Annotated in this window: 21 protein-coding genes and 1 pseudogene; 5 read left to right on the top strand and 17 right to left on the bottom strand. The window is 64.2% G+C overall.

What is annotated here, in order from left to right; all coding sequences use genetic code 11:
• Positions 1-50: 50 nt before the first annotated feature.
• Positions 51-2321 carry a carbohydrate binding family 9 domain-containing protein gene (locus tag IPL75_15995; protein ID MBK9241708.1) on the bottom strand — a complete coding sequence of 757 codons (2271 nt, stop codon included), beginning with the start codon at positions 2319-2321 and terminating at the stop codon, positions 51-53.
• Between the two features lie 124 nt (positions 2322-2445).
• On the opposite strand from IPL75_15995, the pseudogene IPL75_15990 reads away from it, so the two are divergent.
• Positions 2446-3838 (top strand): annotated as a pseudogene (locus IPL75_15990) (MHS family MFS transporter).
• A 9-nt stretch (positions 3839-3847) separates the two neighbouring features.
• Here IPL75_15990 and IPL75_15985 read toward each other — a convergent pair.
• From IPL75_15985 to IPL75_15975, 3 genes are all read right to left on the bottom strand, one after another.
• The gene (locus tag IPL75_15985) at positions 3848-6004 is read right to left on the bottom strand and encodes a M28 family metallopeptidase (protein MBK9241707.1); all 2157 of its coding nucleotides are present in this window, start codon (positions 6002-6004) and stop codon (positions 3848-3850) included.
• A 124-nt stretch (positions 6005-6128) separates the two neighbouring features.
• Positions 6129-7892 carry a HEAT repeat domain-containing protein gene (locus tag IPL75_15980; protein MBK9241706.1) on the bottom strand — a complete coding sequence of 588 codons (1764 nt, stop codon included), beginning with the start codon at positions 7890-7892 and terminating at the stop codon, positions 6129-6131.
• A 40-nt stretch (positions 7893-7932) separates the two neighbouring features.
• On the bottom strand, positions 7933-8508 hold the full coding sequence (locus IPL75_15975; protein MBK9241705.1) for a sterol desaturase family protein: 576 nt from the start codon (positions 8506-8508) through the stop codon (positions 7933-7935).
• A gap of 85 nt (positions 8509-8593) precedes the next feature.
• Here IPL75_15975 and IPL75_15970 point away from each other — a divergent pair, with 85 nt between their 5' ends.
• A complete protein-coding gene (locus IPL75_15970) occupies positions 8594-10420 on the top strand; it encodes a response regulator (GenBank protein ID MBK9241704.1) in 1827 nt (608 codons plus the stop codon).
• 25 nt (positions 10421-10445) lie between these two features.
• Positions 10446-11738: an MFS transporter gene (locus IPL75_15965; protein MBK9241703.1), complete on the top strand. Its 1293-nt coding sequence runs from the start codon at positions 10446-10448 to the stop codon at positions 11736-11738.
• A gap of 20 nt (positions 11739-11758) precedes the next feature.
• Here the strand turns inward: IPL75_15965 and IPL75_15960 are convergent, their stop codons facing one another.
• Positions 11759-13021, bottom strand: coding sequence for an amidohydrolase family protein (locus IPL75_15960; protein MBK9241702.1), 1263 nt, complete (start codon positions 13019-13021; stop codon positions 11759-11761).
• Positions 13022-13043: 22 nt separating this feature from the next.
• Here IPL75_15960 and IPL75_15955 point away from each other — a divergent pair, with 22 nt between their 5' ends.
• Positions 13044-15809, top strand: a complete 2766-nt coding sequence (locus IPL75_15955) for an FKBP-type peptidyl-prolyl cis-trans isomerase (protein MBK9241701.1) — start codon at positions 13044-13046, stop codon at positions 15807-15809.
• A 56-nt stretch (positions 15810-15865) separates the two neighbouring features.
• Here the strand turns inward: IPL75_15955 and IPL75_15950 are convergent, their stop codons facing one another.
• The 3 genes from IPL75_15950 to IPL75_15940 form a co-directional block, all read right to left on the bottom strand.
• Complete coding sequence (locus tag IPL75_15950; GenBank protein ID MBK9241700.1) at positions 15866-16150, bottom strand: hypothetical protein; 285 nt, start codon at positions 16148-16150, stop codon at positions 15866-15868.
• Between the two features lie 163 nt (positions 16151-16313).
• The gene (locus IPL75_15945; GenBank protein MBK9241699.1) at positions 16314-17960 is read right to left on the bottom strand and encodes a hypothetical protein; all 1647 of its coding nucleotides are present in this window, start codon (positions 17958-17960) and stop codon (positions 16314-16316) included.
• On the bottom strand, positions 17957-18520 hold the full coding sequence (locus IPL75_15940; protein MBK9241698.1) for a dihydrofolate reductase family protein: 564 nt from the start codon (positions 18518-18520) through the stop codon (positions 17957-17959). The genes IPL75_15945 and IPL75_15940 overlap by 4 nt, the downstream gene beginning before the upstream one ends.
• A gap of 257 nt (positions 18521-18777) precedes the next feature.
• Between IPL75_15940 and IPL75_15935 the strand changes: the two genes are divergently transcribed.
• The gene (locus IPL75_15935) at positions 18778-19095 is read left to right on the top strand and encodes a hypothetical protein (GenBank protein MBK9241697.1); all 318 of its coding nucleotides are present in this window, start codon (positions 18778-18780) and stop codon (positions 19093-19095) included.
• Positions 19096-19106: 11 nt separating this feature from the next.
• Here IPL75_15935 and IPL75_15930 read toward each other — a convergent pair whose 3' ends face one another.
• The 9 genes from IPL75_15930 to IPL75_15890 all read right to left on the bottom strand — a co-directional run.
• Positions 19107-19808, bottom strand: a complete 702-nt coding sequence (locus IPL75_15930) for a S8 family serine peptidase (GenBank protein MBK9241696.1) — start codon at positions 19806-19808, stop codon at positions 19107-19109.
• Between the two features lie 12 nt (positions 19809-19820).
• On the bottom strand, positions 19821-20786 hold the full coding sequence (locus IPL75_15925) for an ABC transporter ATP-binding protein (GenBank protein ID MBK9241695.1): 966 nt from the start codon (positions 20784-20786) through the stop codon (positions 19821-19823).
• A complete protein-coding gene (locus tag IPL75_15920) occupies positions 20686-21417 on the bottom strand; it encodes an ABC transporter ATP-binding protein (GenBank protein MBK9241694.1) in 732 nt (243 codons plus the stop codon). Before IPL75_15920 ends, IPL75_15925 begins: the two co-directional genes overlap by 101 nt.
• Positions 21414-21791: a hypothetical protein gene (locus tag IPL75_15915; GenBank protein MBK9241693.1), complete on the bottom strand. Its 378-nt coding sequence runs from the start codon at positions 21789-21791 to the stop codon at positions 21414-21416. The genes IPL75_15920 and IPL75_15915 overlap by 4 nt, the downstream gene beginning before the upstream one ends.
• Positions 21788-22342 (bottom strand): hypothetical protein, encoded by a 555-nt coding sequence (locus tag IPL75_15910; GenBank protein ID MBK9241692.1) that lies wholly within the window; start codon positions 22340-22342, stop codon positions 21788-21790. The genes IPL75_15915 and IPL75_15910 overlap by 4 nt, the downstream gene beginning before the upstream one ends.
• A 53-nt stretch (positions 22343-22395) precedes the next feature.
• The gene (locus IPL75_15905) at positions 22396-22629 is read right to left on the bottom strand and encodes a hypothetical protein (protein ID MBK9241691.1); all 234 of its coding nucleotides are present in this window, start codon (positions 22627-22629) and stop codon (positions 22396-22398) included.
• Positions 22630-23062: 433 nt separating this feature from the next.
• On the bottom strand, positions 23063-23320 hold the full coding sequence (gene qhpC, locus IPL75_15900) for a quinohemoprotein amine dehydrogenase subunit gamma (GenBank protein ID MBK9241690.1): 258 nt from the start codon (positions 23318-23320) through the stop codon (positions 23063-23065).
• Positions 23321-23636: 316 nt separating this feature from the next.
• Positions 23637-24575, bottom strand: a complete 939-nt coding sequence (locus IPL75_15895) for a radical SAM protein (protein ID MBK9241689.1) — start codon at positions 24573-24575, stop codon at positions 23637-23639.
• Positions 24576-24583: 8 nt separating this feature from the next.
• On the bottom strand, positions 24584-24797 hold a 214-nt coding region (locus tag IPL75_15890; GenBank protein ID MBK9241688.1), incomplete at its 5' end, for a hypothetical protein.

Raw genomic sequence — 24797 nt, 5'->3', positions numbered from 1 at the left:
GTCTCCCTGATGTCTTCGACCGGTCCGCCCCCGGCCAGGTTAAAACCGCTTCAACGCGACAACCAATATGTGGCTTTGACCGCAAGCGACCGTCCGCGCGTCCGCAAATTCCTGGGTCCCGCCACGTCAGTCTCAAATCCCTGGTTATAGACGATGTAGAAGTCGCTGCCGGGGCGGTAGATATACCAGAACAGCACGTTCAGGCTGGCTGTACGCGTGGCGTCGTTGACCTGCACAAACGTCTTCACAAAGAGATCGGGCGAGAACGAATAGCTGACGCGCGTGCTCAACACATTCGTGACAAACGGGCCAGTCTCGGGCAACACGATGCGGTTGCGTGTGTAGACGTTCTCCAGCAGCAGCGTGTCCCTGGGCACCACACTCAGCTCAGCGCGCCATGTCTGTTTGTCGCCGCTGTAATACCCGCCCGTATCGGCGCTGACAGAACCGTACACGCGCCGGGCCTGGTTCGAGCCGTAGGACGCTCTCCAGGTCCGCCAGGTGTATCCCGCGCTGGGAATCAGCCCCCCGGCGGTGGACCAGTCAGACGGCAGGAAGTCGTACTGCGTCTCAAAACCCACACGCACAGTGCTGCTGTCCTGTGCCGTCAGGATGGCGTCGTATCCGCTGGCCTGCGATTCCCTGCGCCCGGCATGATTCTCCACATACGAGGAGTTCACGTTGAAGCGCAGTTGACGCACGCCTGGCCAATCCGGGCGAGGCGTCCATGCGGCCTGCGCACCGATCGTGCGAATGTCGGTGCGTGGGATGAACCCCATCTCCGCGTTGAAGCGCTCGCCAACGTCGAGGTAGGTCAACCCGCCATCGAACACATCGTGCGTCCAGCGAATGCGGGCCGCGCCGGCCCAGTCGTTGCCTCGTACATCGGGCGTGAAGGTCTTGGCGCCGGCCACGATGACGTCGAGCCTGGCGCCGATGGTGAATACGCCGTCGAGCCCCACGGCCTGGTTGCCCGGGCGCCCACCACCCGAACGATTCAACACGATGCCACCGATCGACGACTTGGCGAACACATCGCGCTTCACGCGCAGCACTGAGTAGTTGGCGCGGGGCACACCTGCGGAGGCATCAGTCTCCACGTTCATCGCCCCGATCGTGGTGTGGCCGGTCCGGCCGGTGATGCGCCCCCCGGCCAGGATCGGTACCTCGCGCCCGTCCTGCAGGCCCACACGGCGGCTGTAAAACAGCGTCAGCAGGCCCGGGCCCGCGTTGGCGCCTGCGTTCTGGCTGTAGTCGAAGGTGCCCGCGCCCTCAGTGAAAAACTGGCGCTTCTCGGGAAAGAACAGACTGAAGCGCGACAGGTTGACCACTTCCTGATCGGCCTCCACATGCGCGAAATCCGTCTTGTAGGTGAGGTCGGCGTTGAAGCTCTGCGACAAACCGATTTTGAAATCGAACCCCACGTCGGTCGTCGTGCGTGTCGGCGTGCCCGCGTCGTAGTCGCGGACCATGTGGGGAGAAACAAACGGCACGAACTCCACGCGACGCCTGGGTGTGACATCGCGCAGTCCCTTCAGGACTCCGGCGCCGGACATGCGGGCAAACCCCATCGCCTGCCACTCACGCGGGAACGGCACCCAATAGGTTTCTTCGTTCTTCCGCATGATGATGCGGCAGAGGTTCAGTCCCCACACGGTGTCGCCGGGACCGCCGTTGAACCGTAACTGGCTGAGCGGAATCGCGATCTCCACATACCAGCCGCGGTCGTCAATGGTGGTCCTGTTCTCCCACACCGCGTTCCAGTCGTAATTAATCGTGCGGCCCTCCTCCACCGAGTGAGCGTCCTTGAGCGCGCCCAGGGGATTGGTCGAGAAGTAGAACGCGTTGCGATGGTCGTGAAAGGTGTCGAGTGTGATCTTGATTTGATCGCCCTTGCGCAGGCCGGCGTCCCGCTTCATTTCGCTGGCGATGATGCCCTTGGGATCGGAGTCAAACGCCCAGATGCCGAAGTACAGCGTCTTGTCGTCGTAGAGGATCCGGAACTCCGTGCGCTCAGTGGATTCGAACCCGAATGCCGGTTCGCGCTGGATGAACCGGCCCTGCACCGGCGCCAGTTGCCACTCGGCGTCGTCCAGCTTCCCATCCACCCGCGGCGCGCGGCCGGCCGGAAGCCTCGCGGCCATGGCCTCGAATACTTCGGGGTCGATCTTCGTGATGTCGGCAATGATCGGACGGGCCGGCGTTGTGACCGGAGCCTGCGGGGCGGTTGCGGGAGCCTGCGCGAGGGCATGCGGCGCGAACACAAGGGCGGCCACCAGGACAAGCGGCCAGAGAGTTACCAGGGAGCGGCGACGGGTCACGGGTGTTGGCGCGAATAGTATCAGGTCGGCGGCCCCCATCTGGGGTACGCTCTCGCCCGTGCCCCATCGTCACCACCGCCACCCGCGTCTCTGGAACGTCATCGCCGCGTCGTCTGTCGGCACGATGATCGAGTGGTACGACTTCTATATCTTCGGCAGCCTCGCCGCCATCATCTCTCCGCTCTTTTACCCGCAGGGCAACGACACGTTTGCGCTGATTGCGTACCTCTCGACGTTCGCGGTCGGGTTTGTCGTACGCCCGTTCGGCGCACTGGTCTTCGGCCGCATCGGCGACCGGGTGGGCCGGAAGTACGCGTTCCTTGTGACACTGATCATCATGGGTGGCGCGACGGCGGTCGTGGGCGTATTGCCCACCTACGAAACCATCGGCATGGCGGCGCCCATCGCCCTTCTGGTGATTCGCGTCCTGCAGGGCCTGGCGCTCGGCGGCGAATACGGCGGCGCCGCAGTCTATGTCGCTGAGCATGTGCCCGACGGCAAACGCGGCTTCTACACGAGCTTCATCCAGATCACCGCCACGCTCGGGCTGTTTCTCTCCTGGGTCGTCATCCTCGTTGTGCAAAACGCGCTGGGCCCAGAGGCCTTCCGCGCCTGGGGCTGGCGCATCCCGTTCCTGATTTCCATCTTCCTGGTCGGCATCTCGCTCTACATCCGCCTGCGCATGAAGGAGTCGCCGATCTTCGAACACATCAAGAGCACGGGCATGACGTCGGCGCGGCCACTCAAAGAGGCCTTCACCGAGTGGGTCAACCTCAAACGCGTGCTGATTTCGCTGTTCGGCGCCACGGCAGGCCAGGGCGTGATTTGGTACACGGGCCAGTTCTACGCGCTGTTCTACCTGCAGGCCATCCTGAAAGTGCATGCCACCTCGGCCAATTACATCGTCGCTGCCGCGCTCCTGTTGGGCATGCCGCTGTTCATCGTCATGGGCAGCCTTTCAGATCGCTTCGGCCGCAAGCGACTGATGATGGCCGGGTGCCTGCTCGCCGCCGTCTCGTACATTCCCATCTACCAGTCGATGCAACAGGCGGCCGGCTCGAACGTGGTCACCGTCATCTCGCAGCGCAACGCCGTGACCGGCGCCGTCAGCCTGACGCCGCAGTCGATGGTCAACGGCGCACTGACGCCGGCACCCGAGGTGCTGACCTACCGCACCCTGGGCTGAACTCGCGTCAACGCCGGCCACATGGAAACTCATCGGACTGGTCTTCATTCAGCTGGTTCTGGTCACGATGGTCTACGGGCCGATCGCGGCGTACCTGGTGGAAGCCTTCCCGGCGCGCATTCGCTACACCGCGCTCTCGCTGCCGTACCACATCGGCAACGGCGTCTTCGGCGGCCTGCTCCCGCTCATCGGGCTCTCGATCGTCGCGCGCACTGGCAACATCTACGCCGGACTCTACTACCCCATCGGCGTGGCGGCGATTACGTTCGTCGTCGGGTCATTCCTTCTGAAGGAAACTCACCAGCACAAAATCTGGGACGAAGTGGACTGAGCTCCGCTTTCACCGAATGCCGGCAGCCTGCCTCAACCTGGCTGTGCCCGCGGCAATGGCGGCCACTACTCGCTTCGCCTCCGCGCCGAACATGGTCATGTCCTTCTTCTCGACAGCCTCGCGCAAGGCGGGGTACGGCCAAGGGGCGTAGCCGGTGGTCAGGCCGGGACCGATCAGCTGGTGTTTAAACCACGGCCGTCCCGGAAGTCCCTGCGGATGCAGGAACGCGCGTTCCACCTGGATCAGCGCGTCGCTGATGCGTGCGGCCGCAGCGGCATCTCCAGACGCGGCCACGCGATCCGCAGCGGCGTCGGCGGCCACGCCCGCTTTTTCCAGGTCGGCCAGTGCCGTGACGATCGATGCGAAGTCCGGGAGGAATGGAGCACCCACAGCGATGCGCGCACGTTTGGTGACGTCGGTCCGAATTTCGTCCAGGTCTTCGCGAAGCGCGCGCGCGTAGCCCGAGAAGCGCAGCGGCGCCACATCGGCCGACGCGATTCGCATCGTCAGCAACCCCATCAACTGGGCGGCGGCCTTGTGGTAGACAAAGTCCGGATCACCAAACAGCGACATCCAGCGGAAGTTGTCAAAGACCGAATGGTACACGCCCGAGCTGCCGCTGAAGCCCATGTCGGTGGCGGGCACACCAAGGAAGTCGAGGAACGCGGTGTAGTCGGAGCCTGATCCGAGCCGGCCGAGTTGCTGGTCAAACTCGCGATCGGGTCCGCCGAGGGTGACCGGCGCGCTCTGCGCCCAGGCCGCTTTGGCACGGCCCTCCCAGAGGGCGCCGACGCTGCCGCCCTTGCGCGGGTCCGGCACCAGCCGCGCCACTTCGCGCATGACATCACGAAGTGAGGGCACGCCCGAGGCGCTGAAGTCGGGTCCCGACACGGCCGAGTCGAGATTCAAGTACGCCACCGCCTTCTGCGACAACATCGCGGCGTTGGCTTCCACCCATTCGGTGGATCCCACCAGCCCGTATTCTTCCGCGTCCCAGGATCCAAGAATGATCGTGCGCTTCGGCTTCCACCCGGCTCTCAAGGCCACGCCGAACGACCGGGCCACCTCGAGCATGGCGGCCGTGCCCGAATTGGGATCAATCGCGCCAGGCGTCCACGCATCGCGATGGTTGCCGACGACCAGGACCTGATCGGTGGTGCCGGGAATGGTGGCCATGACGTTGTAGATGGGCTTCAACCCCTCGTCCATCTCCACCTTCATCTCGACCGCTGCTCCGCCTGGCCCCACGTGATACGAAAACGGCAACCCGCCCTGCCAGCCGTCGGGCACCCGCGGTCCGCCCAGTTGCCGCAGCAGCTTCTCTGCCTCGCGATGCGAAATCGGCAGGGACGGGATCGTCGGCACGTTCTTCATCTGGTCGCGTGTGATGCGCGCAGCGCCGTCGATGGACGGCACGCCGCCGGGAGTGGAGGGGTCGCCAGGCTGAATCGACAGGTATTGCACCGAACCGCGCTGAATCGCCGAGGCCGGACGCATGGGTCCATCCGGATACACATCGCCGCGCATGTAGCCGTCGTCGGCCGGATCGGAGTAGATGATGACGCCGACAGCCCCGCGCTCCTCGGCTTCCTTCACCTTGAGGCCGCGGAAGGCGCCGCCATATCGCACGAGCGCGATCTTCCCTTCCACCGAGAGCCCCATCGCCTTGAGCCGCTCGTGGTCGCCTGGCGCGCCGTAGTTGACGTAGATCACCTGCCCGCTTGCCACACCCGAGGCGCCGTACCCATGGAATGCGGGGAACTGACCCCGGTAGCTGGCGGCGGTGTCCTGCGGATACGTGTCTTCCATCAGCGACAGCTCCTGCCGCGAGGGCGCCGTCATCGTCAACGACACGAGTTTGGGATGGTTGAGAAAGACGTCGTATTTCACCATCTCGACCGCAAGCCCGAACTCGACCATGCGATCGCGGACGTAGTCGGCCACCTTCTTCTCAGCGGGTGTGCCGGCCACGTGCGGCACTTCAGTCAGCGCCTCAAGCCACGTTTTCGCATTTGCAGGTGATGGGGTGTCCAGCACGATGCGCTCGTATGTTGCCAGCGCGTCGGCGGACGATCGTGAAAAACCAACGGGCGCCTTCGCGGTCTCCTGGGCGGAAAGCGAGGCCACGACCAGGCACACCAGGACAATGAGGGGGATACGCTGCATGAGCGCTATTGTCTGCGATCTTGCGCCACGCGCCCCGTCAACTGTTTCGGCTTCGTTCTCGTACCTCGGTCACCATCCAGGGACCGTGGAGCGGGCAGTCAAGCCGATGGCGGGTCGTGGTACATCAGCCGCATGAGTTCGGCCAATGTCTCCAGGACTTTGCGGGTGGACATGGGCGCGATTGTATCGCGGGGGCGGCTATCGCCGGCGCGTAATCGTGATCGACGTGATCACGTCGCCTTCGAGCACACGGTCCACCACATCCATGCCTGCGGTCACACGGGCAAAGACGGTGCTGAATCACGAAGTTGGCCGCGAACCGATGAAAGGTCAGGCCATTAAACTGGCCACGCTCGACGAGCGCCGCAAACGCCGCGACGGTCACCGGTGCTTCCTCGGTGAGCAGGTCGAAGGTAAACGTGCCCAATCCGGCCATCGTCACGCGCGCCGTGGCCCCGCGCAGGTCGCGCAGGGTCTGTTCAGATGGGAGCGGATCCCCGACGTACGATTTCGTCGTTGCCACCACAACACTTCCGGTGGCCTTCGAAATGATGTCGGCTGCGAGCGTGGCCACCACCGGGTCGCGGTCGGCCAACAGGCCGCGCAGGGGTTCGACGATCGACGGATCACCGGACTCGCGGAGCCGCTCGAGCAACTGGACGCGCGGGTCGCGCACAGTGGCCCGCCCCGTGCGAGTCAGGCGCTGGAGCGTAGCCAGCATCTGCGGCACGGCAGCCGGCAATTCCGGTGTGCCCTTCAGCAGGCGCGCTGCCGCGTCAAGCAAGCCGGCGTGATCGCTTGCGAGCGCTCGCACCGCGTCGGCGCCGGTGGTGATGGCCGACGCCATCACGTTCGGCTGCGGGTCTTTTGCCAGCGTCGCCAGAGTGGCAGTGTCTTTCAGCAACTTCGCGGCGCTTGCGGCGTACGTGCGGGCCTGCCAGACCGGGTCTGCCGCGAGCACGGGCAGATAGACGCGCGCTGACTCGGGCGCGAGCCGCGCGAGAGACACCAGCGCACGCGCGCGAATGCGCCATGTCTTGCCGCCTTTGACCAGCGGGTCGATCGCGGCGGCAGGGCACGCGCTCCTGCCCGCGAAATCGATGGCCGCGAGCACCACAAGCTCACTCGAATCGCCGAGCGCGCGCACAGCGCGGTCGCACGTGCCGGCCAGGCGCATCGCCTCGTACCGCACCATCGGGGACGGGTCGTCCACCCACTGCCTGGAGCCGAGCACGGCCAGGCGACGCACCTGAGGATTGGGATCGGCGAGTGCCAGCGCAAACGTCGCGGGATCCTTGTCGCCGGCAACGTTCAACGTGAGCATCACCGGCTCCCGCAGGTGCGCGTGGGTGTTGTCGCGTATGGCCTGTCGCAGGGCGACAACCGTCTCGGGCGCGGGCTTGAGCGACCGTGCGTTCACCCTGAAGTACGACTCCAGGCCCCGCGCAGCGCCCACACGCGCCGGTGCGCTCGCATCAGTCAATCCACCCACGAGCAGGCGTTCACTTTCACCAGGCACGGGCGTGATCCGGCCAATCGTGTCGAAGATCACCGCGCGCACATCGCCGGATCGCTCGTCGCGCAGCAAGGCGCCGTAGTCAAACGCCGCGCGCACCTGCCCCATCGCGTTGGCTGCCTCGGCGCGCACCAGCGCATCCGGGGCGCGCAACAACGGCACGATGGCGTCCTTCAGCGCGGGGCGTTCGAGCCGGCCCGCGGTGCGCACCGCGAGTCGCTGAATGGCTGGGTCGGAACTCTTGAGGGCCGTCAGCAGCACCGACACATCGTCGGCGCGGGCATCCTCGATTTCAAGAAGGCGGCGCTCAAGCGACACCGCCGGCGCCTGGGCCAGAAGGGCAAACAACAACCATGCGGCTGGGAGTTTCACGGGTGAGAGTCTACCGCACGGGCACAGCACCCGCGGAACGTCAGGATCGCGTGCCGAAGACCCGATCCCAGAGCGTGGTGGTCACGCCCCAATTCACGTTGTGACGCGCATGATGAATCATGTGATGACGACGGGCGCTGACAAACCAGCGCGCCCGCCAGGTGGCATGGTGAAAGGCGTGGTGCATGGCGCAGTATCCGATGTAGCCCAGCCACGCAAAGGCCATCACCACACCAATGACCGACGGGTTGCCAATCAGGCTCAGGCCGTAATACACGCCGACCACGGCAATGGTGGTCATCCACCACGGCACGCCGAGCAACGACCGTGGCTCCTCGTGGTGGAGGTCGTGGCCCACTTTCAGCGGTGACTCCATCACGTGGTAGAGATACCGGTGGAGGACGTATTCCGAGAGCGTCCACAGCAGGACCCCCGCGGCTGCGTAGAAGACCAAGGTGCCCAGGGCGAGTCGGGGGTGCCCAGTCACAAAGGCCCGGCTGCTAAGCCACCCCACCAGCGAGAGATTCGCCACGTACCCGAACCAGTAGTTGAAGACCGATGACGAGGCCTCGCGGATCCGGGCCTTGCGCGCAAGCGCGGCGTCTTCATTGGGCATTGGTGCGTCACCATCCGAACACAAATTGGGGGACGTATCAAGCGGGAAGGGACGAAAATGAGGAGTAGAATCCCTCCACCTCGCCATGACCACGGAGTTGACGCTCATTGTGCTTGGGAGCAGTGTCCAGGTCATTGGGGCCCTGCTCTTTGCCGCCGTGCTGTTCCACTTCGAACGCCGCGCGGGCCGCAACTACCTGCGCTTCTGGATCTGGAGCTGGCTGGCGTTTGCGATCTACACAACGGGCTCCACCACCAGCCGGCTGTTGCAGGGCAGCATGGAGGTCACATCGATGACCCGGGTGGCCGTCAGCACGGTCTCGCTGACGGCGGGCTTTCTGCAGCTGATTTGGTTCCTGCTCGGGACGTACGAATTCTCCGAGCGCCGGCGGCTGCTGACGCGCTGGGTATTGCCATCGTGTGCGGTGGCATTCGCACTGGGACTGGCGCTGACGCTGGCATGGATTGACGACCCGGCCGCGCGCACCGAGCGGTATCTGGCTCGCGCCGGTGTGCGGTCGGTCGCCACCGGCATCGCCTTTGTGCTGGCGGCGATCTGGTTTGCACGACGCAGTCGCGGCGCGTGGACACTGGGACGAGCGCTGCTGCCCGTCGCACTCGTGTTGTATGGCCTGGACCAAACCCTGTACTTCCTGCTGGGTTTACCGATCAACAGCACCGTGGGTGGACTGCAGCGCGTGCGGCTGACGTACGGCTACATCGATGTGCTCTTGCTGCTGATGGTCGGCCTGGGGATGTTGCTGTGGATGCTCGAGAAGGAACGTGAAGACCGGCAGAACCACTGGAAACGGCTGGCCGAGGCCGAACGCCTGGAAGCGGTGGGCCGGTTGGCCGCCGGCGTGGCCCATGACTTCAACAATCTGCTGACCGCCATCGGCGGCAATGCGGATCTGGCGCTGCAGCATCTGCGGTCCGGCCACGACGCCAAACGGTTTCTGGATGAAATCAAAGGCGCCACGCAACGCGCCGTCAGCGTGACGGATCAGCTCCTGACATTCGCCCGCAAGAACACCGTCCAGCCGGCCGCGCTTGAGCTCAACGAGGCCGTGACCGCGCTGGCCGGCATGCTCCGCCGATTGCTGGGTGAAGACATCTCCCTCGACGTGCGGACCTCTTCAACACTCGCGCCGGTGAATGCCGACCCGGGACTGGTGGATCAGGTGCTGCTGAACCTCACGGTGAACGCCAAGGCAGCGATGCCGAAGGGAGGGCGGCTGACGATCGACGTCACCGTCGTGCACCGGCGGTCAGCTGACTTCGCGTGCCTCAGCGTGACGGATACAGGCACCGGCATTGCGCCCGAACACCTTCCGCAGATCTTTGAGCCCTTCTTCACCACCAAAGAGGCTGGGCAAGGCACCGGCCTGGGCCTGGCCACCAGTTCCGCCGTCGTCCAGCAACACGGGGGCTGGATCGACGTGGACACCAAGGTCGGCCGAGGCACCACGTTCAAGGTGTACCTGCCAATCGACACCTCGGAACGCGTCGACGTTCCAGCGCCGGCGCCGGACATTCCGACAAGCCGGAAGGCAACAATTCTTGTGGTGGAAGACGAGGAGCAGGTGCGCAGGTTTGTGCGAGTGGCGCTCTCTGCAGCCGGGCACGACGTGATCGAAGCGGCGAACGGACCGGCGGTGCTCGCTCTGCCAGACCAGCAGCTATCGCGGGTCTCGGTGTTGCTGACCGACGTCGTGATGCCAGGCGGTATGACCGGCCCCGAGCTGATCGTGGCCGTGCGCGAACGCAGCCCCAATATGCGCGTGGTGCTGACCAGCGGCTACCACCGCGAACTGCCCGACACGGCAGCCGCATTACACGCAGTGTTCCTGCCGAAGCCGTTTAACGCAGATACACTCACCCGGTCGGTCCGCCAGTGCCTGGCCGACGTGTAGATGGCCCACGATTCCCGAGACCCGAATGACAACTGCTGAAACCACAGTGGCACCCGGCCGCGACGTTCCGAAGGTGGTCTGGTCGTGGGCGATGTACGACTGGGCCAACTCGGCCTTCACCACGTTGGTGGTGACGTTCATCTATTCGACGTACTTCACGAAGGCCTTTGCGCCGGATGAGGCAACCGGCACCCTGTGGTGGGCACGTGCGGTGATGATTAGCTCGATCCTGACGGCGCTTGCCTCGCCGATATTCGGCGCCGCCGCCGATCGTGGCGGAGCGCGAAAGCGATTCATGGGCATCGCCCTGGTTCTTTGCGTCGGCGCCACGACCGCACTGGCGTTCATCAAGCCAGATATGGCCAACGGCGCGTTGATCGCGCTCACGCTCTTCATCGTCGCCGACCTGACGTTCGAAGTCGGCAACGTGTTCTACAACGCCTTCCTTCCGTCGATAGCCTCACCCGCACGGATCGGGCGGGTGTCGGGTTGGGGCTGGGGCCTCGGCTACGTCGGGGGCACGGTCTGCATGCTGCTGGCGCTGATCGGCTTCGTGACAGAAGCTCCATGGTTTGGCCTGACGGAAGACGCCGGCATACGCGCGACGAACCTGCTGGTGGCCGGCTGGTTCCTGCTGTTTGCGCTGCCGATGTTCTGGTTCGTACCTGAACAGCGGACCCATGCCGCACGAATCAGTATCAAGGCGGCCTTCCATGAATTGGGACAAACCGCCCGCCATCTTCGGCATTTCAAAGAGCTCGTCAAGTTCCTGGTCGCCCGGTTGGTCTTCAATGATGGGCTGGTCACCGTCTTCGCCTTCGGCGGAATCTACGCCCAGGGGACCTTCGGCATGACCATGAGCGACGTGATTGTCTTCGGCATCTGGCTGAACGTCACGTCAGGATTCGGTGCGTTCCTGTTCGGCTTCGTCGATGATCGCCTTGGCGGCAAGAAGACAATCATGATTACCATCGTCATGCTGTCGGTGGCCACCGGCATGGCAGTGTGGGCGCCCACGGTAGGTTGGTTTTGGGCGGCCGGCACCTTGTTGGGGATTTTTGTTGGCCCGAATCAGTCAGCGTCACGCTCATTGATGGGACGCTTCGTGCCGACGAAGCACGAATCCGAGTTCTTCGGGTTTTTTGCTTTCTCCGGCAAGGCCACTGCGTTCATGGGGCCATTTCTGCTGGGCGAACTGACCAAAGCGTATTCCCAGCGCGTCGGAATGGCCAGCATCCTGCTGTTCTTCGTCGTCGGCGGGTTGCTGCTCGTGAGTGTCGATGAGGCCAAAGGCATGGCGGCGGCCAAAGACGCCTGACAACCGTCCACGCGGCGTCTCTACTGGCGGACGATGCGCCCGTCTTTCATCACGAACTGCACTTTCTTGAGGGCAGCGATATTGGCGAGCGGATCGTCAACGGTCGCAATCAGGTCGGCAGCCTGACCCACCTTGATGCTCCCGCGCTCCGCGTCGAGACCCAGCAGGCGATGAGCCTCGATGGTCATTGCCTTGAGAATGGCCGGCGCCGGAATTCCCGCCTCAACCCAGGGATCAATACCCGAGATCGCGACCTCACCGCGGGTCTTGCCATCCACGGCTTCAATGGCATCCGTGCCGTACACCAGCGTCACACCAACCTTGAACGCGCGCCTCAGGCGGTCCACCACCTGCTTTCGAAACGCGCCATCGAAAAAATCGCTGTTCACAAGGAACTCCGTGCCCACCAGGGCCACGTTGTTCTTCTTCGCAAGGGACAAGATCTCGTCTGTCATGTCGATGCCGTGGTCGATCGAGTCCACGCCGGCCTCTGCCGCATTCTGCGCGCCGGCACGCGTCCACGCGTGCGCCGCCAGCTTGAGACCCGCCCGGGCCGCTTCCGCCTTGATGAATTTGATGTCGTCGACTGAGTAGATGTAGCGCTGGTCGTCCACCACGATCTTGATCACGGTGGCGCCGAAGTGGGCATTCTGCCGCACCGCCTTGATCATTTCGTCGCGCGTGTCGGCAAAGAAATACTCGGGTTCGGCCAGACCGGGCTTGTCTGGCTGCAGATGGAACTGCCCGCCAAACGGCGCAATGATGCGGCCGGCCGTGATCATCGTGGGACCTGGAATCAGTCCCTGCATGATGCCCTTGCGCACCTGCACACAGGCAAAGTTGCCCTCGTTCCCTACGTCGCGCACGGACGTGAACCCGGCCTCGAGCATGGCCCTGACATTGGCCACCCCTTCGACGGCACGAAACGCGTCTGGGTCGTTCAGGGTCGTGTAGTAGTAACTGCCGTGGTCACGCGCCGCCACCACCTGCAGGCACAGGTGCGTGTGCGCATCCACCAGGCCTGGCATGACCGAGGCCTTTGACAGATCGATCACCGTTGCCCCAGTCGGAATGGCCAGACCTCTGCCGACCGCAGAGATTCGTCCGCCGGCGACAAGGATGATCTGATCTGTTGAAACCGTGCCGGTGTCCGGGTCAATCAGCCGGCCCGCCCGAATGGCAATTGCGCCCGACTGCGGCGGCGCGGCCTCCGGAAGCGGGGCCAGGCCGAACACCATCGCTGCCAGGACCAGTACCCCCAAGCGTCCTTTGGATCGAGTCATGTCGCGGAGCATACTCTAGGCCATGACAACGCGCGTTCGGATTTCCTCGCTGGTGCTGGCCTCGATCGTAACCGTGGCGATTGGCGCCGTTGGCGCCCAACAAGGCCAACCGGCCCAGTTGCCTCCACCGCCGGATGTGGCCGCCGCGCCACCCGATGCCATAGTCACCGCTTCGGGACTGGCGTCGAAAGTGCTGACGCCCGGTCGCGGCACCGAACGGCCGACCGCCGCGTCAACCATCAAAGTTCACTACAGCGGCTGGACCACCGACGGGCAGATGTTCGACAGCTCCGTCGTCCGCGGCGAGCCGACCTCATTCGGCGTCACCCGGGTCATCAGAGGCTGGACCGAAGGTGTGCAGTTGATGGTGAAGGGCGAAAAGCGCCGCTTCTGGATTCCAGCCGGCCTGGCCTACGGCGACAACCCGCGCGCCGGGGCACCTCGTGGACTCCTGGTGTTTGACGTCGAGTTGCTTGAGATCACGACACCGGCTGATGCCGCTGCCCATCTGACTGCCTTCGGCACGCACAAGACGATGGCCGCGGCGTCGCCGTACAAACTCCTTCCCTGGCAGTCGATCGGCCCGTCGAATCACACCGGGCGCATGACGTCGATCGCGGTGGCTGATGTGCAGGGCGTGCGCAATATCTATGTGGGCGCGGCCACCGGCGGCGTGTGGAAGTCTGCGAACCGCGGCCTGACGTGGCGCCCCATCTTCGAGCATGAGGCGAGCGCGAGCATCGGCGACGTCGCGGTGGCGCCGTCGAATCCCTCAATCGTGTGGGTGGGCACCGGCGAATCGAATCTCTTCCGCGCGAGCATGGCGGGAACGGGCATCTACAAGTCCATCAATGCCGGCAGGACATGGCAGCACATGGGACTCACGGACACGGGCACGATCGGCCGCGTCCTGGTCCACCCGACCAATCCCAGCATCGTCTATGTGGCCGCCTCGGGCCATGGTGGGACGCCCAATGACATGCGCGGTGTCTTTAAAACCACCGATGGCGGCAAGACCTGGGTGAAGGTGTTGTATCGCAGCCCGAACACAGGCGCGGTGGACCTGGTGATGGACCCGAGGGACCCGAACACGTTGTATGCGGGCATGTGGCAGCGGGTGCGTCGCAAGTGGAGCGACCCGCGCGTGGAGCCGAACTACACCGAGGGCGGTATCTGGAAGACCACGGATGGTGGCACCACCTGGGTGCCGGCCAACACGGGGTTGCCCGAGCCGCGGTTCCGCGGGCGCATTGGCCTCGACGTCTCGCGATCGAATACGAACGTGGTCTACGCCGTGATCGACAACTACGACGCTGGCCGTCCGGCTCGTCCGGGTGAGAACGATGCCTACGGGCGTCTGTTGCCCGCCAACAGCAACATCATCCGCGGGATGGAGATCTATCGCAGCGACGACAAGGGCGCGACGTGGCGACGCACCAGCGGTCAGACGCCAGAAACCGCCGCGCAGATGATGGGATTGGGCAACACCTACAACTGGGTGTTTACGCAGATTCGCGTCGATACGAAAAACGAGAACCGCGTCTACGTTTTGGCGCTCAGTGTGAGCGTGTCGGACGACGCGGGGGCCACGTTCAAGCCGTTTGCGGCCGGCGGTGGCGACAACCATCGCATGTGGATCGATCCGGTTAACCCAAGAGTGGTCTACACCGCCCACGATCAGGGTTTCACGATGACCGAAGACGGCGGCCGGACGAAGCGCGAAGCCAGGGGCATCCGTGGCACGCAGTTCTACAACGTGGAACTCGACATGGCGAAGCCGTTTCGCGCGTACGGATCGGTGCAGGACGCCGGCAGCTTCCGCGTGGCCGTCGTCCCCGGAGCCGGCCGAGGCGTGTTCACGCCAAAAGCCTGGCAGGGCGCCCCCGGCGGCGAAGGCAGTCAACACGCCATCGACCCCACCAACCCGAACCTTGTGTATTCCCACGGCTTCTACGGCAACTTCTCGCGCGCAGACGTGACTCCGGCACCTGCCAGCCGCGGCGGGCGGGGCGCAGCGCCGGCCCCTTCGGCGGCTCCGGCACATACCGATATCCGGCCGAAGGCTGCTGATGGCGAGGCGCCTCAGCGGGCCCAGTGGATGGCGCCAATCGTGCTCTCACCGTTCGATGCCAACACCGTCTACGCCGGCTATCAGTACGTCTACCGATCGCGCGATCGCGGCACCACCTGGGAGCGCATCAGCGATGACCTAACTGATAGCAACCCGCGCCAGATGGGTGTGAATCCTTCCGCCATCCCCTACCAGACGCTCACGCACATTGCCGAGTCGCCACTGACCCGAGGCCTCATCTACGCGGGCACTGACGACGGCAATTTGCATGTCACACGGGACGACGGGCGCACGTGGACCAACATCGGCCGGAATCTGCCGATGGCGCTGAAGAAGGGGGTGTCGCGCATTGTGCCGTCGAAGTGCGCGGCAGGCACTGTGCTGGTCGCGCAGCGCGGCCGCGAAGACGACGATTTCGCGCCGTACCTGTGGAAGTCCACCGACTACGGCGCGACGTGGACCAGCGTGGTGGGCAATATCCCGTCGGGTTCCATCAACGTGATTCGCGAGGACCCGTCCGTAGAGGGTCTGCTGTACGCGGGCAACGACTTCGGCGCCTATGTGTCGAAGGATGCCGGCCTGACCTGGCACGTGCTGGGAGGAAACCTGCCGTCCGTGCAGGTCTCAGACCTGCAAATCCACCCGCGCGACCACCTCATCGTCATTGCCACCTACGGGCGTGGCATGTGGGTGATGGATGGCCGCCGGGTGCGATAGCGATTGTCTTCGGAGGCCGGACCTTCAGGTCCGGCGACACCGATGTGAAATCCGTTCTACGAGAGGATCACGGTGCCTTCGGCCACCAGAGGCGCGGCGGCGCCGGTATGAGCGGCGTTCTTCATGATCCACTCGCGCGCCAGGCGGAGGCTCTCGTCTACGCCGGTGCGATCCTGGCAGACCGTGACGGCGAAGCCGCCTGTCTCGGTGCGAACCAGCGTGTAGCTGACAAAACCCTTGACGGCGTGTATGAGGGGTTTGATCTCTGCGAGGTTGGCCTCGATGACATCGAACAGTTCTTTCGCGCCCGGGCCTGAATACGTTCTGACGACTGCGTGCATGTGTGAAACTCCCGCGCGAATCCTACCACGTGGGTGGGCCTCGGCCTTGAAGAACAGGCCGAGCTACGTTCGAGGCCAAGCTACGCAGGAGGATATCGATCCGGCACGTAGCTCGGCCTCCCGGAAGTAGCTCGGCCTGTTCCTCAAGGCCGAGGCGCCCGCCCTACTCGCCGTGTCTCGGAATCACACCGAGATCCGGCTCAACAAACCGCGCGCGCGCCTCTGGCGAGAACAGGACCTCGGCTGAATAGTGGGTCAGCATGATCTTTGTGTCGAGCATCGCGGGGTTCGCCTCGACAAAGTCCGCCGACGATGAGGAAGCGGGTGCGGTGGCCATGAAGTGGTGCACGGCCAGTATCCATGCGCGCGTCAGTGTCTCGTGGTACTTCGTGGCGGGAATCCCGTGATGTGCGATGAACGCCTGCAGTGCAGTTCGCATCTTCATCAGCGCCGTGTCGGTGTCGTGTTCGGCCAGGTAGATGTACGCCAGCCGGATGTGTGACCGGTGGTCGAACGCGGCTGGCTGAACGACGCACGCCTCGAAGTCGTCGCGGAAGCGACGGTCGTCTGGTGACAGGGAGTGCCGCATCGGGTCAGCTTTGTTTCGGGGTGAGTGCGCGTTCGGCACGTTGTCGAGAGGCGGCACCGCCCGGCCGCCAGCCTCGAGCAGCAGCCTGATGTTGTCGTAGATGTCGGTGTCGCGCCGGTGCACCTGCGGCAGCAAGCCGAACTGCGCGTACGACACAGGCGTGACGTCGAACAGCGTGGTTTCCCACTCGAAGCCCTTGCCCCAGGTGATGCCTTGCAGCGCGATGTCGGCGCGCGCGCCGGCCTTCAGCAGCATCTTCAGGATGGGCGCGGCGTAGTTCTGGTTCGAGCTGACGGTGTGGAACAACGGCGTATGGCCGTTGAGTCCGAACTCGTCCGTGTCGGCGCGAGCATGCACGTCGGCGCCCATGTCGATCAGCACCTGAGCGACGTCTGCGTTCCCGTACTCAGCCGCTACGTGCAGCAGTGACGCACCGACCAGCGGCGTAAAGGCCGACACCATCGTGGTTCGGTGGTGCAGAAGCGAGGGGTTGTCCAGCAGGGCCGCCTTGAGCGCGGCCACGTCGTTAAGCAGTACCGGCGCCACCGCCGGATCATCGAGTACGGCACCGCGGTCAAGCAGGATGCGCACGCACCGAGGGAAATTCGCGGACCGGCTGTACATTTCGGTCAGCCAGGTCATGGGCGACTTCCCGCGAATCGGCGCGTGCGGGTCTACGCCCTCGTCCAGCGCCGCGGAGATCTGGCCTGGAGAATGCAATTCAAACGCGGTGAGGATGTCGGTCGTGGGTGGCACCGAGTCGCCTACTTCACGACGATCGTCGCCTTGCCGACGACCTCGGTCGGCAAGGAAGTTCCAGGGTACTCGTACACGACATCTATCCTGTAGGCCCCACGCCACAGGGGGCACGGTCGCCCGATAGGCGAATTCGTCGACCAAGGTGAGGCACACGTTCCCGAGCTGACGTGCCGTGAGTGTGATAGTGACCAGGCTTCCCAACTTCAACGCCCCTGCGGAGATTGCGTAACCCAGGCACGGCGTGGTGATAATTCCCGACACGACGACGTTCCGCCCCTCTACACGAATCGTGGGCGGAAATGTCGCTCCCGGAGGCACAGCACTCGATCTGACGGATGCCGCCTGCAGGGTCACGCCGGACAGTTCGTCGGGACCCGTCGGCGAGGTGCAAGCTGCACTCGCGGCAACGAACGTCAGCCAGACAATCGCCGCCTGGTCACGGCTAAGGAAGGAGCTCTTCATCGCACCTCGTACCGAAGCGCCACGATGCCGTTCTTGTAGGCCTTGACCTCTGTCAGGTGAAGGGCGACGTCTTTGCCGAGGTGCTCAAACAACGGGATGCCGTCGCCGATCACGATCGGCAGGATCGAATAGCGCACTTCGTCGGCTAGGCCAAGACGGAGGCACGCGGCGCAGGTCTCCGCGCCACCGACAAACCAAATCTGGCGAAACCGGGGCCGCAGGACTTCAGTCACGAACTGCGTGAGGTCGCCTGAGTGGAACTCGACGGTTTCTCTGGTGCGTGGCAGATCGCGACTCGTGAGCACGAAGGTGGGTGTGTCTCCGTACGCCCATCCGAGCCCCTGGGCTTCAAACTTCAGCGCGGTCTCGTAGGTTCGCGACCCCATGACGTAGCAATCGATTGTCTTGAGGAACGCCGCGACGACCGACGGATCCATCGGCTCCCCGCCGGCGAATTCGTCGGACGTCTCCATCCAGTCGACGCGACCGTCCCGGCGGGCAATGAAGCCGTCGAGGCTACCGGCCATGTGAATGGTCACGCAGGATTCAGTGAGCGTCATTGCGCGTCCTTCGCCTTCGGATTCGGATCCTAACATCGTCGACGATCGAGACTCGCGCTTTTGGGTCAGGATCTACCCCTCCGTCAGAGAAACGGGTCAGAAGCGATCGGTGCAGATCGAAGATGCGTGTACTGATTCTGAAGCGATTCCAGATTGAGGGCGCTTGACGATGGTATCGTCGTCGTTCAGCACTGGAGGCGTGATGTCTGAGGAACGCTTTGACGAAATCGACCGGCGGTTTGATCGATTGACCGCCAATGTCACGAACCTCCAGGGCGGACGTCACGCACCTCCAGGCGGACGTCACAGTACTAAAAACAGACGTTGCCGGACTGAAGACGGAGACCGTGGACTTGCGGCGCCACATGGGCGTACTCCACGAAGACGTGATTGATCGGATTCGAGGCATCCGCGAGGACGACAGCCTCCGACTGGAAATGCGAGCCGGCTTCGCGATGATCATGAAACGGCTCGACGACCACACGGTTCCAGGAGACGCGGCGGACCGGGCATTTGCCGCGACCCTCGCCGACCACGAAAAGCGTATTACCTCGCTCGAACGCATTTCATCGTAGTTTGGGTGAGTCTAGTCCCGCAGCCGGTCCGCAAGTGCAGCGACTGTCTGGGCCGGCCGGTCTTCAAGAGTCAGCGCCAACAAGCCAGTCACGTTTGCCACGGCAAAGCTCAGGCCGCTGAAGTTTCGTTCGGGTGCGACGCCGGGAATGGGGCGCGGGTAGCCGGACGCGGTGAGGCGAATGCCGCCAGCATCGGCGCTCACGACGCGACACTCTTCGCGCGGGCAGTCCCAATCGACATCGACGGCGACCACGCCGTGCAAACCGCCGGGCAGCCAAGCGGCACCTTCCTGCGGTGCGGCGGAGACGACGATAGCGCCGCGTGCTGCGGCCTTGGCGACGGCGGCCGCCAGGGCGGGCGCGTGCTCCTGATTCGAAGCGCCGAGGCTGAGGTTGATGAGGTGTACGCCCTGCAGCGCGGCCCACTCAATCGCGGCGACGAGCGCCAGCCCTGTGGTCGTGAGCGTGCGGTCGAACACGCGCACGGACAACAGCTCACACTTGGGGGCCTTCTCGCGAATGGCGGCGGCCACGGCGGTGCCGTGCCCCAGGCGATCCACGTAGTCGTCGCTCAGTTCGCCCAATGGGCCAATGCCCACGCCACCAGAGATGCCGCCCACGTGTGGATGGGCGGCGTGGATGCCGCTGTCCACCACGGCGATGCGGACGCCGCGGCCGGTGCGGGGAGGGAGGGAGTGGGCGGACAAGATCATCTGATCGACACCTTACGCTAGCCTCGCGGATCTCGGCCTTGAGGAACAGGCCGAGCTACGTACCGCCGCGGCCTTGAGAACCCGCCGCCCCCCCCCCCCCCCCCCCCCCCCCCCCCCACCCCCCCTCCCCCCCCCCCCCCCCCCCCATCCCCCTTTTCCCAGTTCCTCAGTTCCCCAGTTCCACAGTTCCACAGTTCCCAACTTCCCCAGTTCCCCAGTTCCTAAGCGCCAAACAACTTCGCAAATGGGCCACCGGAGGCGGCCAACTCCGACGGTGTTCCGCGTTCCACAATCCTCGCGCCTTCCAGCATCACCACGTGATCGGCTGCGCGCACCACATCCAGACGGTGCGAGATGACGATGGTTGTTCTGCCCTTCATCGCGAGGCGATAGCCTTCGATGATCTGGCGCTCGGAGAGCGGGATCCAGGGCGGCGCTGGGTTCGTCGAGGATTAACACCGACGGGTTCGTCACCAGCGCGCGGGCAAGGGCTATGCGCTGACGCTCGCCGGCTGACAGCGCGACGCCGCGATCGCCGACGACGGTCTTCACTCCGTCGGGCAGGCCGGCCACGAACGTCGCGATGCCGGCGGCCTCGAGGACGCGCGTCACTTCATCGTCACTCGCATCCGGGTTGGCGTAGCGCACGTTCGCCTCAATCGACGTGTGAAACAAGAGCGGCTCCTGCTCCACCACCTGCACATGTTTCCGCAGGTCGGAGAGTTTCACGTCCTTCAGGTCATGACCGTCGAGGCGAACCACGCCGGAGTCCGGATCGAGCAGTCGCAGCAACACATCCGCAATCGTGGACTTGCCGCTGCCGCTGGCGCCAACAATCGCAACCGTCTCGCCAGGCGCGACACGAAAACTGATCTCCTCAATCACAGGTCCGCCGCGGCCGTACGAAAGAGTTACCTGATCGAACTCCACCTCGCCTCGCACCGTGGGCAACGCGATCGGGTTCGTACGCTCCACCACTTCCACCGGCGTCTCCAGGATCCTCAGCCACGCGACGCCACGAGACCTTGGCCACCGCCAGGCTGCCGTACAACCCCATCAGCGCCTGCACGGGCGCCACCACCCGCGCCTGATACGCCATAAACGCCGCCAACGTCCCCATCGTCATCGTGCCATCAACCACGCGGTAGCCGCCGTAGAAGAAGACCGCCGCCGTTCCGCCGGCCAACAGAAGGGACGGCAGGCCGCCCACGAGGTAATGCACCCACTGCAGGCCCATCACAGTGTCGATGAACGCCGAATTGAGAAGACCGAAGCGAGTGACCTCTCGCTTCTCGGCGCCGGAGGTCACCACCGTCCGATTGGCCTGAAGCGTCTCAATCAGGAAACTGCCAATGGCGGAACTCCGCTCGCGCAGGTCCGTAACGCGTGAATCAAGACGACGCCGATAGATCACCAGCGCCCAGGCGCTGAGCGGCAACGTGGTCAGACCGACGATGAAGAGGCGCCAGTCGAGCCAGAGCAGGATGACAATGCCGCCCCCGAGAAAGAGCACATTGCCGACCCACGCGAGCGCAGCCTCTGCCGCCACACGCTGAATCTCGCTGATGTCGCTGTTGATGCGCGAAACGATGTCGCCCAGCCGGGTCACGGCGTAGAAACGAGGAGAGGGCGCTGCAGGTGTTCGTACAGCTCACGCCGCATGTCGAAGAGGATGTCGGCCGAGACGCGTGTGTAGATCAGGCCGCTGGCGACGTTAAGGACGAACCCGATCGCTCCGATGATGGCGAAAAGGATGACGATACGGAAGAGCGCAGCGCTGTTGCGTCCGATGAGCGCCTCGTCCACCAAGTCCTTGGTGAGGTACGGCATCCAGAGCGACAGCCCGGTGCTGACCAGGCTGATGACCAGGACAACGGCCAGTTGCGGCCGGTACGGTCGCAGGTAACGAAGGGCTCCGCGAGTGGAAAACGACCTCAGAGGTCTTTGGTGAGATGAGGCAGGACCTCTGAGGTCGTTTGTCACTTCTTGGGCGGCACCAGCGTGAACGACGTCATGTCCGTATCAAGCGTGAGCGTGCGCAGCTTCTTGAGCGTGGTGGCGTCGTAGTAGTCGATCGTGTTGCCGGCGGTGTAGATGTAAATGATGTTGCCGTTGCTGCTGACGCGGTTACCCATGCGCGGCCGACCGGCAAACGCCTGCCGTTGCAGCACGGTGCCGTTCTCCACGTCGATGGTCCAGAACTCGTACTCGCCGATGTCCTGGAAGAGGCCGTACGCGCGCTTGCGGTCGGGCGAAATGGCCCAGCCCAGTGGCCTGGCCGGGCCAATCGGACGGAAGTCCACCTTCTTGTTCACCAGATCAACGCGTCCGATGCCCAGCATGCGGCGGCCGTTCAGCGGATCGTTCATGGTGAGCAGGCCCGTGTAGATCCCGGGCGTCTCGGTGAAGGGGTCGAGGCCGCCGAAGGTCACGCGGCCGGCGCCGGGCTCCAGGGGCTGCGCCAGATTCCAGGTGTCGACCTGCTTGAACCCTTCGGTCTCATAGATCAGGATGTCGTCGCCGAACAGGTACATCAGCTTGCCGTCGGGCGAGAAAGATCACCGACGCGCGCTCGCGCTCCTCATCCTTAGGCCATGGAATCGTGCGCGCAATCTTCCTGGTGGCGGTCGTGCTGCACCAGCGTGGGTGGCCCGATTTCCCAATGGTCTTCGTTCAACGTGTAATTCTTGATGACCAGGATCAGGTACTTGTCGAACGGATCCGGCTGCATGCCCCAGATGCGGACCTTGGTCTGCCCTCGCTGAGCGTGTGGACTTCGATGCTCTCGCGTTTTCGCGATCGACGATCTCGACCTTCTCATATGAGATATCGGCGATGTAGAGGCGCGAGCGATCGTTGGAAAACGTGATGCGGCCGGGGATGCCGGCCTTGAGGGGAATCTCGCCGACCACTTTCTCGGTCGCCTCGTCGATGATCGAGATGGTGCCCTTGTAGTTGCCAAGATAGATGGTGCCATTGCCGGCCACGGACGGCGCGGCGGTGGCTCGGCCGCTCTGCGGGCGCGTGGTGATTTGCGGCGCGGCGAAAAGAGACGCGGAGACGAGCGCGAGGAGGATCACGACTGGCGCGAAGACGCGCAGGCCGCGGCCTTGAGACCCAGGCCGCGCTACGAAATCCCCGCCCGACACACCACAGACAGACCAAGTCGCACTATGTGCGCATTTCGTAGCGCGGCCTGAACTTCAAGGCCGCGGCTCTTCTCGAAGGATCGAGACAGCGTCTTCATGGAAAGATCACGTCGATCTTGCGCCAGTCTTTCTGGGCGGCGGCGCGCTCTTGGTCCAGTCGGGCGCGCGGTTGAGCTGGTCGGGCACCTGCGCGGGCCAGAAGCAGCCGAGGTGGCAGTCGAACAGGTCGCGCTCCACCGGCTGACACAAACGGCGGTGCCGCCCGTGCGGTCCACTTCCAACCGGGTGCGAACACGGTGGAGCATCCCAGCGGGATGTGCGGCCCCTGCGGTTGCTGCGGGGTGTGGAGGGCAACGACGTCATGAGCCGCCGGGTCTGAAGACCCGGCCTCCGAAGAAGACTCGGCCTCCGAAGACACGGCGAGCGCGTGTGAAAGCGACGAGCTTTGGCGTTAACTGGGCTGAGGTGCTTCATTGGCGTCCTCGGACTGCTGAAGGAATCCCGGTTGAGTTGCGCAATCTGTCCGTAAATCTACAGGCACGTATCGGTCACCCGCGAATCCAGTCGCAGTAGTGCAGGTTGGGCTGGTTCGTGGTGCCGAATCGCGTGTGGGCCTCGTGATAGCACCCGCCGGCCCACAACGGCCGCGCCCAGCACGTCTGACAATCGGTCTTGTTGCTCACGTGATGCGACTCGAGAGAATCGTGCTGCTTCGCGCGGTCGATGCCGTCACGCACGGTACCGGAACTTTGTGATCGTCTGACCCGGTGATAGCGATGACACAGGCCGACGTCGCCGCCGGTGGACGCCACCAACAACCCGAACCCGGCGCCACACGGCCACGCTTTGCTGGCGCCTTGCGGATTTCGCTGAGCGTCTCGCACGTTGCACAACCCGTGATGCCGGTCCTCAGAGCGCGGCGGCCGAGAGGTAATTCTGCCAGCGCGCGGAACTCAGCCAGCACCTGCTCGAAGCCTACATCGCCGTACGCATGCGGCCGCTCAGGTGACGCCGTCCGCGGGACGAAGCCTGCCCAGAACCCGATCTCTTCTGTGAGGTGGTTGTGGATGCGCCGCACACATCCAGCGTGTCTTTGGTCAGCGTCACGCGCGCGCCAATCGGCCGCGACGGGTGTGCAGCGATGAGCGCCTTCGCTTTGGGCGCCATCACGTCGTAACTGCCGGTGCCGTTGTGGAACACGCGGAACTTGTTCTGCAGGTCGGGCGGGCCGTCCGTCGAAATGGTCACGCCGAACTTGTGCTCCCGCCAGGAAGTCGATGACCTCCGGACTCAGCAGCGTCGCGTTCGTCGTCATGCTGAAGTCGATGGTCTTACCCAGCGCAGCGGCCTGTTCAGTGGCGTAGGCGACGGTTGTCTTCAGCACCCGGAAGTTCAGCAAGGTCTCGCCGCCGAAGAACGTCATGTGCGCGTCTTTGCCCGACTCGCGCAGCAGGAAGTCCACGCTCTCGCGGGCCGTCTGCTCAGTCATCATCTTCGGCTGCTTGCCGTTTCCGGTCTGCGGGATCTTGTCTTCGCCGTGCTCGTAACAATACGTGCAGCTCAGGTTCGAATGATTGGTGACGTTGAGCACCATCGTGCTGAGCGGCACCAGCGTCATAGGAACGATCACTGGGGAACGACTGATTGGGGGGTGTCGATGCGTCGGAGTGCACGAACACGCACCAATTCGTCGAGGCTTTCGTCCCTGACGTCGGCCGGGAAACGGCCAGCCAGGTCGTCGACGATAACCTCTGACAAAAACGCGCGAAGGGCGATCAGATCCAGCACGGCCGCCGACGCGTCGTCTACCGCCATCACGGCCGCACTGGGCGCGAGATAC

Source organism: Acidobacteriota bacterium (genome assembly GCA_016716905.1).
Lineage (GTDB): Bacteria > Acidobacteriota > Vicinamibacteria > Vicinamibacterales > SCN-69-37 > SYFT01.
The sequence above is the reverse complement of the archived record's forward strand: the minus strand, read 5'-3'. Positions and strand labels throughout refer to the sequence as shown.